We start from the raw sequence: 15186 nt of genomic DNA, 5'->3' as shown, positions 1-15186 counted from the left end.
CGATCCGCAAGGAAACCGACAATGACCAATGAGCCCCGCCGCCCAGTCCGTGAACGCCAGGTGGTCTCTGACCTACTCGACAAGGTAGGCCGCGCGTTGCTGGCTCAGGACACGCCAGCGATGGAAGACGTAAAGACGTTTGCTGAGCTAGTCCAGGCGCACGCGGACCTCATCGCTGCTCGAACTGAGGCGTCCCGCAACTATTACGAGTCCAAGGACGCGCAGCGCGATGGCCAGTAACCTTTCGCGCCTATGTGGCCGCATGGGCTATGTCGCTATCGGCCGAATCCGGCGGCAGAATTTCGACCTGTCCACGCGTCAGGCGCAAGAGGCTGCGTACTACGACGCGTTCAGCATCCTTGAGTTGCCCGAGAACCTAACTGACTACGAGCGCGAGCGTATCGCTGACGCTGTGTGGGATGCCGTACAGCGTGTCGCCGCCAAGCCCAATCCACCAAAGGAGTAATTCCATGGCTCACGCCCTATCTACCGAAGATCTGCTAACCACCATCGCTGATGACTTCCTGCCCGCTGACATCGTCAAGGCCAGCGCCAAGCGGGATGCCGCCCTTGACGCCCTGGACACGTTCGAGGCTGAGCACGCAGCCGCTCTGTCCGACAATTGGGCCGCGCTTGCTGAGGCTGAGGACATCCGCGCTGCTGTCGATGCGATGGCCGAGGGTGCCAAGCCTGCTGATGTCCTGGCGCTGCCCAGCAAGGTCGATGAGGTTCGCGCCCAGCGCCCCAAGCTGCTGGCCATTTCTCGCAAGCTGGCCGCTGATGTCCGGGCCGCTGAGACTGAGCTGAAGCGCCGCTATGACGCTGTGGCTGGTGACCTGCTACCGGATGCCCACAAGCGCCTAGAAGACGCTGTGACGGCCGCTGAGGACGCGTATCGAGTCTTCCAGGGCGCCCGAGACGCAGCCGGTATGGCGATGGGTCAGATCCTGCACCTGCGGGACCGGGTCAACGGTGGTCGCTCGTCTGCCCCGTTCGCTGGTTCCGTGCAGCGCGCGGATGGCCGTGAGCTGATGGCAACTGGCCCTATGGAGTCGCTGCGCGAGGCTCACAAGACTTACGCGGATGGGTTCAAGCCCAATCCCCTGGTGGACGTCATCGGCTCGTCTGGCGTAGTGCTCACGCTGCCACTTGACCAGGCGCGTGCGCTCGTCAACTCCGCTGGCAATGACGCGCGTTACGTCGACCCTGCGCTTGTGGCGTCTCTGCTCGCTGAGGGTGAGCCCGCCAATGACTGAGCAGGTATCACCAATGGACTATCCGCCACCGGGAATTGACCAAGTCACCTGGCACGAGATGACCACCAGCGAGAAAGCTGCTGCGCTTTATCGCCCGGTGCCGGACAGCTTCCACCTAGACGACTAGCAGCGCTTAGCAACCGGGCCAGGTCACCTACCAAAACTGGTATGTGACCTGGCCCCTTCCATGACTGGAGAACCGATGTTCCGCAGAAATCGCCAGCGCACGCCCCGCACCGCTTGCCCCGAGTTGGCGTCAGTCATCGAACGTACCTGGGCCGTGGTCGCTGTCATGGCGCCCGGTACTCCAATCCATGTTGACGACGTGGCAGAGGTATTCCCGCTGTCCGACGAGCAGGCACTAGAACTGCGCCAGGCGCCTTACAGCACAGGCCGGACACTCAGCGCGCGTGGGCTGATGGCTTTCTGTATGAGCCACGGCCTAGCGCCGATGGCAACTGACCTTTACCTGTCCGCCTCGCTGAAGACATCGGAGTAGCCATGCTGGTAAAGGTCGCTGCATTCAGCCCAGGTGTGTTCTACAAGGGCGTGGTCTACCGGGCCCATGACACGTTCACTATTCCCGATGATGTGGTGCGGAACTTCCTGGCCACTGGCGCACTGCTACCCGCTGACGGCACATGGCCAGAGGGCGTGACCATCACTCCACATGATCACTAAGTGTTGCCGTTACAGCGCAATTCGCGACTTGATTTCATCACACACAGTGACTGGGGGGCGGGGAGGTACCCCTAATGATCATGGGGACGGAGAACGCGGGGGAGGGCGCTGTCAGGTGCGCCCAGTTCAGACACCCTGGTTGTGACCCACGCCACAGGCCGGCACCGAGTTGACCTGCACTTATCACGATGCGTGTTCATACGCACACCTACCGTAAGGATCTCACCATGAGTAACCACGCCCCCCGGGTCCAGGTCGTCACCCTGGCTCACATCGAAGCACATACGCAGGGCGCCCACGGCCAGCCGTTCCGCGAGTTGCTGCCATTTGAACTGCGCGCGCTGTCTGGCTATTTCCGTGTGCCGAACCCGATTCGCAGCGCTGAGGCTGAGACCATCCTCGCCGGACTGCGCTGGATATCCGCTAGCGCCCGTTCAACTCTGCCGACGGTTTACGCAGGGGATGCCGATGGGGGCGAGCAGTTCCGGTGTCGTGACCACGGCTGTTCCTGTGGTTTCGCGCACATCTACGCGCCCGGTGAGCCTATGGCGGTGCCTGCCCCATGACAGAGCGCATCAAGTCCCGTGACTGGCTTGGCACACTCGCCCTGCTCGCTGCACTCATCGCCACTGCATCCGCCGAATACGAACTAGCGCGTGCCTGCGGGTACGGCGCACTCGTCGCCGGATGCGTACCTGGCGCACTCGACATCTATGCGCTGCGTGCATTCGCTGTCCGGCGCGATGTTCCGGCCGTGGTCGCTGCACTCGTCATTACGAATGCGCTGTCGCACCTAGTTGCATCCGGCGCACTTCCCGTGTCCGTTCCGCTCGTTATCGCTGTCAGCGCCATTGCGCCGCTCGTCCTGTACCGCGTGAAGGCTCTGAGCGCCCCTGTGAGCACCCCTGAGCCTGCGCCAGTCCCCGAGCCTGCCCCAGCGCCTGAGCGCCCCACAGAGCGCCGTACGGCCATTCCGGCACCTGCACCCGCCAGTGCATCCGATGATCTGCTCATCGCAACTGCGCGCGAGATGCAGAGAGGTGCGGGCCGCATCCCAACCCTGCGCGCACTCCAGAGCGAACTACGCATTGGCCAGGCTCGCGCAACTCGCATCCGCGCTGCACTCGCTGCCTAACCCGCCCTGTGAGGAGTGCAGGACGGTTTAGGGCATGAAAGGGCCCAGCTCCCACCTACCTGGCTTTGAGCCTGGCACGTGGGCGCTGGGCCCTTTCCTTGTGCGCTGGACTGAGACAACAACTGTCCCAGGATGTCGTAATGACGTTTCGGGGGGTGGTTCTGCAATGGGCCCACTTGTCTCACTCAGGTGCCCGGAACCCTTGCCGTTACTGGGATCCGGGCACCTCATGATCATTTAGGGCCAGAGCGGGGCCCCTGCTATCCCCTCATGTCCCTCATTGCTGCACCAATATCCCGCCCCGCCTGGCCGTAGCCCAGTAGGTCAGCAGCCGGGTTGTCGGCAACCGCCTGCGCTGCGATGGGCAGGACTTCCCCGAGCGCTTCCACTACGCACCTAAGGATGTGGTTCGCCTCATCCTCGCTGAGCTGTCCGGCGTCCAGCATCTCGCTTGCCAGCGCATGCCATACGGCGCCGGTTTGCAGAGCGATCACGTCCGCTGCTTTTTCCAGCACCCCGCCCGGCTCGGCCACCACGTAGGCGCTTTTGCCTGTCGCGCTGTCCGTTCCCAGGTACCTAAGCTCTCTCACAGCCGGACCTACTTTCCGGTCAGCCCCAGGTGTCGACCCTTGCCCGGTCGCCCTGGGGCGTTTTCGTGTCTGGATACACCACGGTAGGCCACGGAACACCACGGTGCACCATGGTCTGGTTATGCGAGCCACGGTGCACCGCGCGAGCCTGGCTGTATGGCTGAGTACGAATGGCAGCGAGTGGCCCGTGATCTTGCGCAGCAAATCGACGCTGGTCGTATCCCGCCCGGTGCTGCCCTGCCATCGATCCTGCGTCTCGCTCAGCAGTTCGGCGTAGCGGATCACACGGTTCGTAGGGCGCTGCGTGAGCTACGCGAGCAAGGGCGGATTGAGACGCTGCCGCACAAGGGTTCATTCGTGGTCGATGGGGAGCCGGAGCAGTAAGACCGCTCAGCGCCCACTCAAAGCCTCGCGCAAGGCTTTCTCCAGCGCCCTTGCCGCTGGCGCATTGAGCCGTTCCCCGCGCAGTTCCGCCACGTTGACAACATCCTGAACGGCATTGGCCAACTTCAGGATCAAGAGGCAGAGATCATCGCGCGAGACTTCCGGGCGCTGGGCCATGGTCAGCGCGTATGCGGCATCGTTGCGCGCTGCTCTGATGATGTGTGACTCCGCGTACTCCGCTATGGGCTCAGTCATGCCACCAGGCTACGTGCGTAAGTGGCGCCGGAATCGCGTGAGTTGGCGTGGCCGACGCTGCCTCGCGGGTGCTGAAACCCTGCGCTGACCTGGGCCGTTGTGCTAGAACTGGAAGTCACGACTCTTCGGGTTGTCCGCTCCGCAGGAGATGATCGCCAGCCGGGGAGCCACCACGCGTATCAGGTCCGGGTCCTGGTACGCCGAACCGTGGTGGGCGACCTTGAGGACGTCCACGGCCGCCAGCAGCGCGGCCGCCGGTGATCTCAGCAGTGCCCGCTGGGACGGCGGTTCGAGGTCTCCGAGCAGCAGCAGCCGCAGACCGCCGGTCCGGACGAGCAGGGCCACGCTGGCGTCGTTGGGCCCGTCCGGGTCCGGCGCCGGAGGCGGCGGTGGCCACAGCACCTCCCAGGAGAGCGCGCCGGTGCGCCGCTGCTCCCCGGCGACGGCGCGGGTGATCGGGATGTGCCGTTCGGCCGCCTCCCTCCGTACGAACTCGGCCTGGTCCGCGGGCTCTTCGTACCCCGTCGTCTCGATCGCGCCCACCGCGCGCCCCCGCAGCACCCCCGGCAGACCGGCCACGTGGTCGGCGTGGAAGTGGGTCAGCACGACCAGCGGGACTTTCCTGACGCCCAGCGCGCGCAGGCAGTGGTCGGCCAGCGCCGGGTCGGGCCCGGCGTCCACGACGACGCCGGTGCCCTCCCCCGCCGAGAGGACCGTCGCGTCCCCCTGGCCCACGTCGCACACGGCGAACCGCCACCCCGGCGGCGGCCAGCCCGTGACGACCCTCGTCAGCGGGGGCGGCCGCACCACCACCAGCACCAGCAGCACCGCGCAGACACCGCACAGCCAGGGATACCTCCGAAGCCGCCGGCCAAGGAGCAGCACGGCGCCCGTGGCGAGGGCCAGGAGCAGCGCCCCGCCCCAACTGCCCGGCCAGTCCACTCCCCCGCCGGGCAGTCCGGCCCCCGTCCGGGCCACGCCCGCGATCCATCCGGCGGGCCAACTCGCGCACCGGGCGAGCACCTTGGCCACCGGCATCGCCACCGGCGCCGTCGCCAGCGCCGCGAAGCCCAGCACGGTCGCCGGCGCGACCGCGGCCTCGGCGAGCAGATTGCACGGCACCGCCACCAGGCTCACCCGCGCCGACAGCACGGCGACGACCGGCGCGCACAGTGCCTGCGCCGCGGCGGCCGCGGCCAGCGCCTCGGCCGGACGGGCGGGCAACCCGCGCCCGCGCAGTGCGGCGCTCCAGCGGGGCGCGAGCGTGAGCAGGGCGCCGGTGGCCAGCACCGACAGCAGGAAGCCGTAACTGCGGGCCAGCCACGGGTCGTAGAGCACCAGCAGCAGGACGGCGGTCGCCAGCGCCGGGATCAGCGATCTGCGGCGGCCGGTCGCCAGGGCGAGCAGCGCCACGGCGCCGCAGGCCGCGGCCCGCAGCACGCTCGGGTCGGGCCGGCACACGACGACGAACCCCAGGGTGAGGGCGCCGCCCAGCAGCGCCGTCGTCCGCAGGGAGAGGCCGAGCCTCGGCGCGGCACCGCGGCGCTCGGCGCGCTGGGCCAGGCCGGGCGGGCCCAGCAGCAGGGCGAGGAGGATCGTGAGGTTGCTGCCGGAGACGGCCAGGGTGTGCGCGAGGTCCGTCTCCTTGAACGCCTCGTCCAGCTCGGGGGTGATCCGCGAGGTGTCGCCGACGACCAGCCCCGGCAGCAGCGCCCGCGCGTCCGCCGGCAGGCCGTCGGTCGCCGTACGCAGCCCGGCCCGCAGCCGTCCCGCCAGCCGCTGCGTGCCGGACGGCCCGCCCACGACCTCGGGCGCCGTCCGGCCCCGCACCCGCAGCACCGCCGCGATCCGGTCGCCTCCCGTCAGCGGGGGCGCCAGCCGCGCGGTCACCCTCAGCCGCGTGGACGGCAGCAGCCCGAGCCAGGGCGAGCGCTCCGGGCCGTCCGGGGAGCCGCGGGAGCCACGGACTCCCGCCGAGGCGTCCCGCGAGTAGGCCGCCGGCCGGGAGCGGGTGTCGACGAGCATCAGCACCGGCGTCCGTGTGTCCACGGCCGTCGTGCCGTCCCCGCGTTCCACGCGCCGGACCTCGGCGTCGATCAGCACGGCCGGCGCCCCCATGTGATCGCCTCTGACCCGAGGGCGGGTGAGCCGGGGATCCGAGGTCAGCTCCACCTCGGCGGTCACCGTGGCGAACTGTCGCGCCAGCCCCGGCACCGGCCCCCGGCGCAGATCCGCCCCGTGCAACCCGGCGGACACGGCCGACGCGGCGGCGGCGAGGAGCGCGGCGGCCAGGGAGGCACGCGCCCACGTGGACGCGGCGGGACGGACGGGCCCGGCGGGGCGGGCGGACCCGGCGGGCTGGGCGGGGCCGGCGGGGCGAGGTGATCCGGCGGACCGGGCGGGACGGAGCAGCCCTCGCGGCGGGCGGAGGGGCCGTAGTCCGGGGGCGCGGGGCCTACGGCGGCCGACCAGGAGTACGGCCGCGACGGCGAGGCAGACGACCGCGAAGCCCACGACCAGCTCCGGCGCGGCGTCCACGGCCGACGCCGCCGTGGCCCAGGCCGCGAGCGCGGGCGGGACGAGCCGCAGATCCGCCGGCCCCTCCTGCCGAGGATGGGCGACACCGAGCCGGCCACCCGCGACGGCATGCACCGACCGGCGCGGGCGGGCCCCGGTGGAGCCCGGGGAGTCCTCGGGGGCGGCGTGGCGGGGAGACGACGGCCGGTCGGGCGCGGCGGCACCTCCGGGGGCGGTGCGGCCGGGAGACGGCCGGCCGGGCGCGGCACCTCCGGGCCCGGTGTGCCGAGGAGACGACAGCCGGTCAGGCGCCCCACCTCCGGCGGGGGCGTGGCGGGGGGACAACGGCCGGTCAGACCTCTCACCTCGGGCGGTGGCGTGACGGGGAGACGACGGCCGGTCGGACGTGGCGGCACCTCCGGCGGCGGCGTGACCGGGCGACAACGGCCGGTCAGGCGCCCCGCCTTCGGAAGCGGCGTGACCGGGAGACCGCCAGCCGGGCACGGTGTGCCGGCGAGACGACAGCCGGTCGGGCGCCGCGCCTCCGGCGGCGGCGAGGCCGGGAGACGACAGCCGGTCGGACGCCGCACCTTCGGGGGTCCGGTTCATGGCCGGACCAGGGGGCGCAGGTCGGCGAAGCGGCGGTCGCCGATGCCGGTGACCTCGCGCAGTTGGTCGACCGAGCGGAAGCCGCCGTGCCGCGTGCGGTAGTCGACGATGTGCTGGGCCAGTACAGGGCCGACGCCGGGCAGGGTCTCCAACTGGTCCGCCGTGGCCGTGTTGAGGGAGACCGGCGTCGAGGGAGCCCCCGCCGCCCCCGGACCGGCCGCGCCGCCGGCGGCCGGGCCGGCCGGTGCGCCCGCCGCCGGGGCCGGGCCACCGACGACGACCTGTTCGCCGTCCACGAGGAAGCGGGCCCGGTTCAGGCCGTCGGTCTCGGTACCGGGCCGCACCCCGCCCGCCGCCCGCAGCGCGTCGGCGACCCGCGATCCCGCGGGAAGGCGCCGGACCCCGGGGTGGCGGACCTTGCCGCTGACGTCCACCACGATCCCGGGCCCGGGCGACGCGCCGGCGCCCGGTGGAGCGGCCGAGGTTCCGGACGTGGCCTGCCTGCTCTCCTCCCGGCCTCCGTAGGGGACCACCGCCCGCACGGCCTCGGGTATCGGCAGGTTCGGATATTCAGAGCTGCGGAATAGGACGTCGTCCTCGGCCGAGCAACCCGTTAATCGGTTGCGAGAGGCGGGAAGCGGGTCAGGATGATCCGATGAGTGAAGAGGCAGATGGTGTAGCTGAGGCGATCGCGGGCGAGCTGAAGTTGATGAGCCCCCGTGTTCGGGCGTCCAGGGAGCTTGCTGGACAGCTCTTCGATCCCGACTTCGTGGAAGTGGGTGCTTCTGGCCGCCGGTGGGACCGGCAGGCCATGCTGGCAGAGCTGCCGGACAAGCCCGGGGCGTCTGATGATGGCCCGTTCTATGAGCCTGTCGGTATGGCTGGGACAGTGCTGGCGCCTGGCGTCGTGCATGTGACGTATGAAGCTGTCCTCGGCGAACGGCGGTCGCGGCATAGTTCGATTTGGCGAAAGTTGGATGAGGACTCTGGGTGGCGGATGTACTACCACCAAGGCACCCTCGTTCCGGCCGATCAGAGCCAGTAGTTCATGATCGACTGGCCACCTCGGCTGCGTAGGCGGTCCTGACAGCCCCGGCCGACCAGCGTTCGGCAGCCGATGGACTGATCCCAAGCAGGCGTTGGAGAACGGCTGCGGGCATCTGTGTGCAGAGGTCGAGCAGGGCCGCGCATCGTCCGGCTTCGGTGGGAAGCCCGATGTCGCGCAGGCGCCGGGCGAGTTGCTTGCTGGTCACCGCCCGACCGGGCATCTGCAACGACGGGAAGAGCCAGGGTGCGTTGTGCTCGTTCAACATCACCGTCCGTTCGTGGTCGTGGGCGATCTCGACGAGCTGGAGGACCAAGCCGTCGAGGGGCGGGGGCAGCCTCAGCGGGGTCCTGTTGAGGCGGAGAGCGACGCCGTTCTCGTCGTGGATGACGTGCGCCGTGGTCAGGCGGCAGGTCCTCGCGGGGAACTGGCCATAGAGCAGGACCATCAGCCCGGCGACGCGGTCCCTGGTCTCGATGGAGTCGTCGTTCAAGAGCCGCCGGGCGGTCACCCAGCGTTCGTCGGCGTCGAGCGGGCGGTGGAAGATCCGCCGCGGCCGGGCCGGGATGCTGATCTCGGAGGCGAACTTGCTGCGGACCGCCCATCGGACGAACGTCCTTGCTCCGTAGGGGCCTTGGTTGTTCTCCGAAGTGAGCCAGAGATCGATGAGGGGCTGTCGGCAGGTCGCCAAGGTCTCCCCTTGGTCCTTGATCCAGGTCAGGAAGGTGACGGCCTTGGTGATCTGGGTCTGGGCGATGTCGCTGGTGTAGGCGGAGATCGGCTTGCCGCGGGCCCGTCGCCGGATGCCGGCGATGCGGTCCCAGCGGGCGTAGGCGATGATCAGGCGGCGGTCTTCGGGATCTTCGATGGCCGCGGTCTTGTGCTCGATCCATCGCTCCAGCCGGGCCATGTACTCGTCGCGGACCGGAAGGACGCCGGCGGAGACCAGGACAGCCCGGAAGTAGTCGACGGCCATGTCCTTCTGGCTGGTCATGGCCGCGTCCAGGGCTTCGTGGGTGAGTTCGCAGTTCCCGGCGGCAAGGTCGGTGACCAACCGGGCGGCCGTCACTGATTCCCGCAGATAGAGCAGGGTCCTGCGGGAGTTGAGGTTCAACAGGGCATCGGCGACCTTGTCGAGCTCGGGACGGTGCTTGCCGTCCGGCGGCGTCAGCAGCTTCCGCAACTGGCGGTCGGCGGCGCATCGCCGGCAGAGACCGTAGTGGAACAGCCGCTCGACCGTGCCGCACTGCTTGCAGGGCTTGTGTGCCTCCGGGGCCTTCTCCCAACAGTTCTCGCAGATGGGCCCGCGTGCTGTCCGGGCGACGACGCGCGAGGGGCGTCCGCAATCGGTGCAGGGCTCCAGTTTGCGCGAGCACGTCCGGCAGCGGGGCGAGTCGGTACCGGCGAAGAGGCAGGCCCGGACCTTGCCGCAGGAACCGCACTGAACAACCGGCGGCTTGCGGCAGCCAGCGCATATCGGCCCGTCGGCCGTGCGGGCTCCGACGCCCTCGACTTGACCGCAGACAATGCACTTCTCCTGGTAGGAGGGTTCCTTGTTGCGGCAGGTGTTGCAGACCGGGGCCCCGGTGTCGTCGCGTCCCGCGACGGGGCGGTTGCGTCCGCACCACTTGCAGAGCTCGGCCTTGGAGTGGTTGTAGCAAGTTCCGCAGACCCGCAGCCGGTTGATCGAGTGGCTCAGCCGGACCGCGCGGCCGCAGTGCGGACACTTCGGGGCAGGGACTCCGTGGGCTCCGGCCTCGCGGAGCCGGTCGACCAGGAGGACGGTCTTGGGTCCATGGTGATGGGCCAGGCCCGCCAGGATGCCGGGCTGGTTCTGGAGGTCCCAGAGCAGGCGGCGGGTGACCGACGAGTTCCCTCCGGTGACCCCGGCGATCATCGTCCGCAGCACGGCCTCGTCGAGTCCGAGAGCAAGGTCAGCGAGGTAGCTGAGCAGGTCAGCGGCTGGGTCCTCGGTGCACTGGGCCTTGAAGCAGTACCGGCAGACCTCGCGTCCGGTGCGGTCGAGGCCGTAGCTCGGGGTCTCGCTGTTGCCGCAGCTCGTGCAGGACCAGCCCGACCCCGCAGCCTTCCGGCTGTTGAAGCCGCTGCATGAGGAACAGACCCGGCGGCCGGAGCCGTCGGTGTTGGCGAGCCGCCGCAGCTTGCCGCAGCGCGAGCAGGGCGGCCGAACGACGTGGACGGCGCCGAGCTCGGTGAGGGCGTGGGTGAAGCGTTCGACCGAGGCCGGGCCTTCGGCCCGGCCCGACGTCAGCAGCCCGGGATCACCTTCGAGGGCCTGGGCCAGGCGGAACGCGGCCGACTTGGACCGAACCGCCTGGACTATCGCCTTCTGGACGGTCCCCGAGGGCAGATCCGGTTCGACCGCGGCGACCAGTTCGCCGATCACGGCGTGCGGGTCGACGGCGGTCCGGGAAGCCGCGGTCACGACCGGGTGATCCGCGCCCGCTTGGGCCGGAAGTCGCCGACGCCGGTTGTCTCGGTGCCGTCCGCGGTCTTCTTCGCCCGCGGCCTGCCCGCAGCGACCGGCTCGATCAGGTCGTCCATCGAGCAGTCGAGGATGTCCAGCAGGGCCATCAAGACCTTGAGGTTGAGCCGTTCCGGGACCTCCACCACGAGCCGGTAGATCTGGCTGGCGGACAGGTCGATGCCCCGCTCGGCCAGCAGAGGCCGCAGGTCGGTGGTGGAGAACATGCCCTTCGTGGCCATGACCTCGCGTAGGTGCCAGTTGTAGGCGAGCTTCGCCGTCATCGTCGTCCACTCCGTTCCAGGACCCGCTGTCCGGGGTCGTTGTCGAAGGCCAGGTCGATGGCCTTGAGCATCATCGTGTTGGCGAAGTCGTCGCTGACCGCGGTGTAGAGGGCGGTCGTGGACGCGTAGAGGTGGCCGACCTGTTCCTGGATGAACTTCGGATCGACGCCGTCCTCGATGTTGTGCGTGACGTACGAATGCCGCAGGCAGTGCGGCACCAGTTCCTCCGGAAGCCCCAGCTCCTTGCGGTAGAGAGCGAACCGGTCCTCGATCTCGCGCGTCCGGAGCCGGCCGCCGCGTTCGGTCAACCACAAGGCGGGGTGGGACGGGAAGCCGTAGCGGGGACGGACATTGACGACGTAGTCCTCCAGGGCCTCCACGGCCCAGGGCATGATGCTGGCGACGTTCCGCCGCCGCGGCCCTGACCCCTTCGTCCCCTTGGCCTTGCGGACGTGCACCATCCCGTACCGGCCGAACTGCGGAGCCTTCGCGTTCCGGTAGAGGTCCACCACGTCCAGGCCGGACGCCTCCGACGCCCGCAGACCCCAGCCGTAGATCACCTTGAACAAGGTGGAGTCCCGGTAGGCCGTCAGAGCACCCTTGCGGCCTCGCTTGATCATCCGGTCTACCCGGTCGTCGATGTGGTCGAAGAGCAGCTGGCACTCCTCCCGCGTCATCGGCCGGCGCTCTTCACCTCCCTCGTAGTCCACGAGGTGTTCGCGCCGGTTGCCGTCATGGAGGATCGGGGTCGGGTGCGTACCGAACCGTTCCAGGCAGACCTCCACCCACCCGTAGACCGGGTTGAGGAGGTAGTCCATGAACAGGCTGATGGCCCCCTGGTAGTTGCGGAGCGTCGACTTGGCGCGGTTGTGCCGCATCACCAGGTCCGCCATCCACTCGTCGATGTGCGCGGCCGTCCAGTGCCACGGGTACTCGTTCGTGAACTCCTGGAACGTCTCGATGACCCGGCGTCGGCCGCCGACAGTGTCCGGCTGGAGCCCCCGGCCACCCAGCTGCTGCCGTGCCCAGCCCGACAGCATCGCGTCGAGCACCGCGTCCTCGGGGTGCAGCAGACGTACCCCGGAGACCAGCTCCAGCACTGCGGCCCCATGCACTTCCCTCGTACCCTCGGACACTCCCCACCCTCTCTCGCCAGAGGACGGAATCATGCATCCAATGAATGACACCTGTAAAACGCGCAGGTCAGGGGCGCGATGGATGTCGATAGACATCAGGCAGCCAGCCGGTACACTTCCCGCAGTTCAAGGCCAGCGACCAACGCCCGAGTCTGCATCAGATGCAATTCCCCGGGGTCCGCCCGCACCGACTCGGTACGGCCGGTCCAGAAGTGCTGCGCGGCCAGGACCGCGGCCAGGACGAGCAGCGCCGTCAGCGCGACGACGTTCCCGCGCTCCAGACCGCACCGCGCCTGCAGCCACAGCGGCATCCGGTCCCGCAGCGCGAGCCCGGCCCGCTCCCGCCAGGCCCGAGCCCCGTCCGGCGCCGGTGCCGATGCCGGAGCCGGGCGCGGTGCCGGTGCCGGTGCCGGTGAAGCCATGTCCACCGCGGCCGCGGGGCCGGTGCCGCCCTCGCGTGCGTCCCCCGACTCGACGTCGTGACCGGCCGTTTCGGGGACCTCGGCCCACGACGGCCTGCGCCGCACGCCGGCCCGGGCGGCCCCCTCCGGGTAAGGCGAAGCAGCCGCATGCTGCGGAACCTCCGCGGACGGCGCCCAGATCCCCGGCGGTCCGCTCCCCGACTCCCCCACCCGCCCGGCACGTTCGCCGAACAGCGCCTCCGCCCGGCGGCGCAGTTCCTCCGCCGAAGCCGAAGCCGAAGCCGAACGCGAACCCGAGCCGGAAACCCAACCCGAGCCCGAATCCCCACCCGAAGCACGACGGTGACTGCGCCGGGCCCCACGCCAGTCGGGTGGGCGGCGATGCCTGGTCCGGCCGTCCGAGGCGGGGCCCCGGCCCGGGCCACTCGTCGCGGTCGCTGTGCGTCGTGAGCGTGATCGAAGTGCCATGCGACGAGGATCGGGCAGACCGGCCGAACCGCGATGATCTTGCTCGATTCCCGGGGACTACCGGCCGGTTGTGGACAACTCCACCACCTGAACGAGTGACAGTCCCCAGCCCCGCAACGTCACCGCCGTCCCGCCCTCACCGACGTCCCCCCACCACGCCGTCCCGCCGTCCCGCCGTCAGCGAGGCGAAACCACGACCCCCAGCAGCCCCGGCCCCGTGTGCGCCCCGATCACCGCGCCGACCTCGCTGACATGCAGCTCGGCGAGCCCTGTCAGCCGCGCCCGCAACCGGTCCGCGAGGGCCGACGCGCGTTCCGGGGCGGCGAGATGGTGGACGGCGACATCGACTTCGGCGCCGCCCGCCCGTTCGGCCGCGACCTCCTCCAGCCGGGCGATGGCCCTGGAGGCCGTACGCACCTTCTCCAGCAGTTCGATGCGCCCACCCTGGAGTTGGAGCAGGGGCTTCACGGCGAGCGCGGAACCGAGCAGGGCCTGCGCGGCACCGATCCTGCCGCCGCGGCGCAGATAGTCGAGCGTGTCGACGTAGAAGTAGGCGGAGGTGCTGCCGGCGCGCTTCTCCGCGGCCGTGACCGCCTCGTCGGCGGTGCCGCCCGCCTCGGCGGCCTCCGCGGCGGCCAGCGCGCAGAAGCCGAGCGCCATCCCGACCATCCCGGTGTCCACCACCCGCACCGGCACCGGCGCCTCGCGCGCCGCCAGCACCGCGGCGTCGTGGGTGCCGGACAGTTCGGCGGACAGATGGAGGGAGACGATGTCGGTGGCGCCGGACTCCGCGACCCGACGGTAGGTCTCGGCGAAGTGCTGCGGGCTGGGGCGCGAGGTGGTGACGGAGCGCCGCTTCTGCAGGGCCTGGGCCAGGGAGCGGGTCGAGATCTCGGTGCCCTCTTCGAGCGCCCGGTCACCGAGGACCACGGTCAGGGGAACGGCGGTGATGCCGTGGCGCTGCATCGTCCGCGGCGGCAGGTAGGCCGTTGAATCGGTGACGATCGCGACATGGCGGGACATGAGCTGGAGGTTACCTGCCGTGGTGCCCGGACGGCAGCCCGGGCCCTTCCACCGGGTGCGCGCGTGGCCGGATCAAGTCGTGCTCTCGGGACGGGCCTTCTTCTGCCAGGGATGGGCCGCGCGGCGTTCCGCGGGGGTGAGGGCGGGCCGGGACGGCTCTTGTGCCGGGGACGGAGCCGGTGGGTCCGGCCAGGTCTGCCCGGCCGCGTCGGCGGCCGGGGGCTCGGGCCACCCAGGCGGCGTGTCCGGGGCGTCGGTCCGGGTCCAGTGGCGCAGGGCGCCGGACTCCACGTCGATCTGGGCGCTCAGCGTGTCCAGGTCGTCGTCGGCGAAGCGGTGGGCGCGGTCGCGGGCCGCCCAGCGCAGGGAGTCGGCCGACTGTGTGACCCGCCGGGTCCGCTCGCGCAGCGCGGGGAGCCGCTCGGCGAGGGTCGCCCGGTCCGGCTCGGCCTCCAGGCGCCTGAGCTCGCCGTCCAGTTCGTGCCCGTGCGCGCTGAGGCGCTCGAAGAGGGCGAGGGACTCCTTCAGGGACTCGTCCTCGCGCACGCCCGCGCGCAGCGCCTCCTGCGTGGCACGCATCGACGTGCGCAGCGTGAGCCGGAGCTGGGCCAGCTCGCCCGCCGCGCCCGGCTGGACGAAGGACCTGGCCCGCAGCGTGTGGTCCTCGACGGTGCGGCGGGCCTGGGTGATCGTGCGGTCCACGCTGCGCCTGGCGGCGCCGACCACCTTGACGGTGGCGTAGGCGCCGAGCACCACGAAGAGCAGGAAGAGCAGGGCGAAGACTGCGGCGACCGTTTCCACGACGCTCCTCCTCCGGTCATCGCGGCGCACACCGCGCCGCCCTTCAACGGTAAACGCAACGGGCAGGCCCGGAGTTCCACGAGGACCCCGAACCT

At 70.2% G+C, this 15186-nt stretch carries 16 protein-coding genes; 6 read left to right on the top strand and 10 right to left on the bottom strand.

Annotation, left to right across the window (positions count from 1 at the left end; all coding sequences use genetic code 11):
- The first annotated feature begins 21 nt into the window (after positions 1–21).
- The 4 genes from ACF1A5_RS13365 (at position 22) to ACF1A5_RS13350 (ending at position 2503) form a co-directional block, all read left to right on the top strand.
- Entirely contained in the window at positions 22–240 is a 219-nt protein-coding gene (locus ACF1A5_RS13365; RefSeq protein WP_392192954.1) for a hypothetical protein, read from the top strand.
- Complete coding sequence (locus ACF1A5_RS13360) at positions 230–466, top strand: hypothetical protein (protein WP_392192953.1); 237 nt, start codon at positions 230–232, stop codon at positions 464–466. The genes ACF1A5_RS13365 and ACF1A5_RS13360 overlap by 11 nt, the downstream gene beginning before the upstream one ends.
- Before the next feature lie 4 nt (positions 467–470).
- On the top strand, positions 471–1256 hold the full coding sequence (locus ACF1A5_RS13355) for a hypothetical protein (RefSeq protein ID WP_392192952.1): 786 nt from the start codon (positions 471–473) through the stop codon (positions 1254–1256).
- A 908-nt stretch (positions 1257–2164) separates the two neighbouring features.
- Positions 2165–2503 carry a hypothetical protein gene (locus ACF1A5_RS13350; protein ID WP_392192951.1) on the top strand — a complete coding sequence of 113 codons (339 nt, stop codon included), beginning with the start codon at positions 2165–2167 and terminating at the stop codon, positions 2501–2503.
- An 829-nt stretch (positions 2504–3332) separates the two neighbouring features.
- On the opposite strand, the gene ACF1A5_RS13345 is transcribed toward ACF1A5_RS13350, so the two are convergent.
- Entirely contained in the window at positions 3333–3608 is a 276-nt protein-coding gene (locus tag ACF1A5_RS13345; protein WP_392192950.1) for a hypothetical protein, read from the bottom strand.
- 210 nt (positions 3609–3818) lie between these two features.
- Between ACF1A5_RS13345 and ACF1A5_RS13340 the strand changes: the two genes are divergently transcribed.
- The gene (locus ACF1A5_RS13340; protein WP_392192949.1) at positions 3819–4046 is read left to right on the top strand and encodes a winged helix-turn-helix domain-containing protein; all 228 of its coding nucleotides are present in this window, start codon (positions 3819–3821) and stop codon (positions 4044–4046) included.
- Positions 4047–4052: 6 nt separating this feature from the next.
- Here the strand turns inward: ACF1A5_RS13340 and ACF1A5_RS13335 are convergent, their stop codons facing one another.
- From ACF1A5_RS13335 to ACF1A5_RS13325, 3 genes are all read right to left on the bottom strand, one after another.
- A complete protein-coding gene (locus ACF1A5_RS13335) occupies positions 4053–4301 on the bottom strand; it encodes a hypothetical protein (RefSeq protein ID WP_392192948.1) in 249 nt (82 codons plus the stop codon).
- Positions 4302–4403: 102 nt separating this feature from the next.
- A complete protein-coding gene (locus tag ACF1A5_RS13330; RefSeq protein ID WP_392192947.1) occupies positions 4404–6953 on the bottom strand; it encodes a ComEC/Rec2 family competence protein in 2550 nt (849 codons plus the stop codon).
- 470 nt (positions 6954–7423) lie between these two features.
- Positions 7424–8098 carry a helix-hairpin-helix domain-containing protein gene (locus tag ACF1A5_RS13325; RefSeq protein ID WP_392193129.1) on the bottom strand — a complete coding sequence of 225 codons (675 nt, stop codon included), beginning with the start codon at positions 8096–8098 and terminating at the stop codon, positions 7424–7426.
- Here ACF1A5_RS13325 and ACF1A5_RS13320 point away from each other — a divergent pair.
- Positions 8083–8472: a DUF4440 domain-containing protein gene (locus ACF1A5_RS13320; RefSeq protein ID WP_392192946.1), complete on the top strand. Its 390-nt coding sequence runs from the start codon at positions 8083–8085 to the stop codon at positions 8470–8472. The genes ACF1A5_RS13325 and ACF1A5_RS13320 overlap by 16 nt on opposite strands.
- Before the next feature lies 1 nt (position 8473).
- Here ACF1A5_RS13320 and ACF1A5_RS13315 read toward each other — a convergent pair whose 3' ends face one another.
- The 6 genes from ACF1A5_RS13315 to ACF1A5_RS13290 form a co-directional block, all read right to left on the bottom strand.
- Positions 8474–10918, bottom strand: coding sequence for a hypothetical protein (locus tag ACF1A5_RS13315; protein ID WP_392192945.1), 2445 nt, complete (start codon positions 10916–10918; stop codon positions 8474–8476).
- Entirely contained in the window at positions 10915–11241 is a 327-nt protein-coding gene (locus ACF1A5_RS13310; RefSeq protein ID WP_392192944.1) for a helix-turn-helix domain-containing protein, read from the bottom strand. Before ACF1A5_RS13310 ends, ACF1A5_RS13315 begins: the two co-directional genes overlap by 4 nt.
- Positions 11238–12356, bottom strand: coding sequence for a tyrosine-type recombinase/integrase (locus ACF1A5_RS13305; RefSeq protein ID WP_373463614.1), 1119 nt, complete (start codon positions 12354–12356; stop codon positions 11238–11240). Before ACF1A5_RS13305 ends, ACF1A5_RS13310 begins: the two co-directional genes overlap by 4 nt.
- A gap of 116 nt (positions 12357–12472) precedes the next feature.
- Positions 12473–12799 carry a hypothetical protein gene (locus ACF1A5_RS13300; RefSeq protein ID WP_392192943.1) on the bottom strand — a complete coding sequence of 109 codons (327 nt, stop codon included), beginning with the start codon at positions 12797–12799 and terminating at the stop codon, positions 12473–12475.
- 645 nt (positions 12800–13444) lie between these two features.
- Positions 13445–14290 carry a DegV family protein gene (locus ACF1A5_RS13295; RefSeq protein ID WP_392192942.1) on the bottom strand — a complete coding sequence of 282 codons (846 nt, stop codon included), beginning with the start codon at positions 14288–14290 and terminating at the stop codon, positions 13445–13447.
- Positions 14291–14362: 72 nt separating this feature from the next.
- Entirely contained in the window at positions 14363–15091 is a 729-nt protein-coding gene (locus ACF1A5_RS13290) for a hypothetical protein (protein ID WP_392192941.1), read from the bottom strand.
- Positions 15092–15186: the final 95 nt, after the last annotated feature.

It is taken from the genome of Streptomyces sp. NPDC014864, assembly GCF_043081525.1.
Taxonomy (GTDB): Bacteria; Actinomycetota; Actinomycetes; order Streptomycetales; family Streptomycetaceae; genus Streptomyces.
Note: the sequence above shows the minus strand (reverse complement) of the source record. Positions and strands in the feature narration are given on the sequence as shown.

Coding starts and splice junctions, on each gene's coding strand:
- ACF1A5_RS13320 (WP_392192946.1), top strand. CDS start 8,083: ATGAGTGAAGAGGCAGATGGTGTAGCTGAGGCGATCGCGGGCGAGCTG.
- ACF1A5_RS13360 (WP_392192953.1), top strand. CDS start 230: ATGGCCAGTAACCTTTCGCGCCTATGTGGCCGCATGGGCTATGTCGCT.
- ACF1A5_RS13300 (WP_392192943.1), bottom strand. CDS start 12,799: ATGGCTTCACCGGCACCGGCACCGGCACCGCGCCCGGCTCCGGCATCG.
- ACF1A5_RS13335 (WP_392192948.1), bottom strand. CDS start 4,301: ATGACTGAGCCCATAGCGGAGTACGCGGAGTCACACATCATCAGAGCA.
- ACF1A5_RS13295 (WP_392192942.1), bottom strand. CDS start 14,290: ATGTCCCGCCATGTCGCGATCGTCACCGATTCAACGGCCTACCTGCCG.
- ACF1A5_RS13340 (WP_392192949.1), top strand. CDS start 3,819: ATGGCTGAGTACGAATGGCAGCGAGTGGCCCGTGATCTTGCGCAGCAA.
- ACF1A5_RS13365 (WP_392192954.1), top strand. CDS start 22: ATGACCAATGAGCCCCGCCGCCCAGTCCGTGAACGCCAGGTGGTCTCT.
- ACF1A5_RS13310 (WP_392192944.1), bottom strand. CDS start 11,241: ATGACGGCGAAGCTCGCCTACAACTGGCACCTACGCGAGGTCATGGCC.
- ACF1A5_RS13350 (WP_392192951.1), top strand. CDS start 2,165: ATGAGTAACCACGCCCCCCGGGTCCAGGTCGTCACCCTGGCTCACATC.
- ACF1A5_RS13355 (WP_392192952.1), top strand. CDS start 471: ATGGCTCACGCCCTATCTACCGAAGATCTGCTAACCACCATCGCTGAT.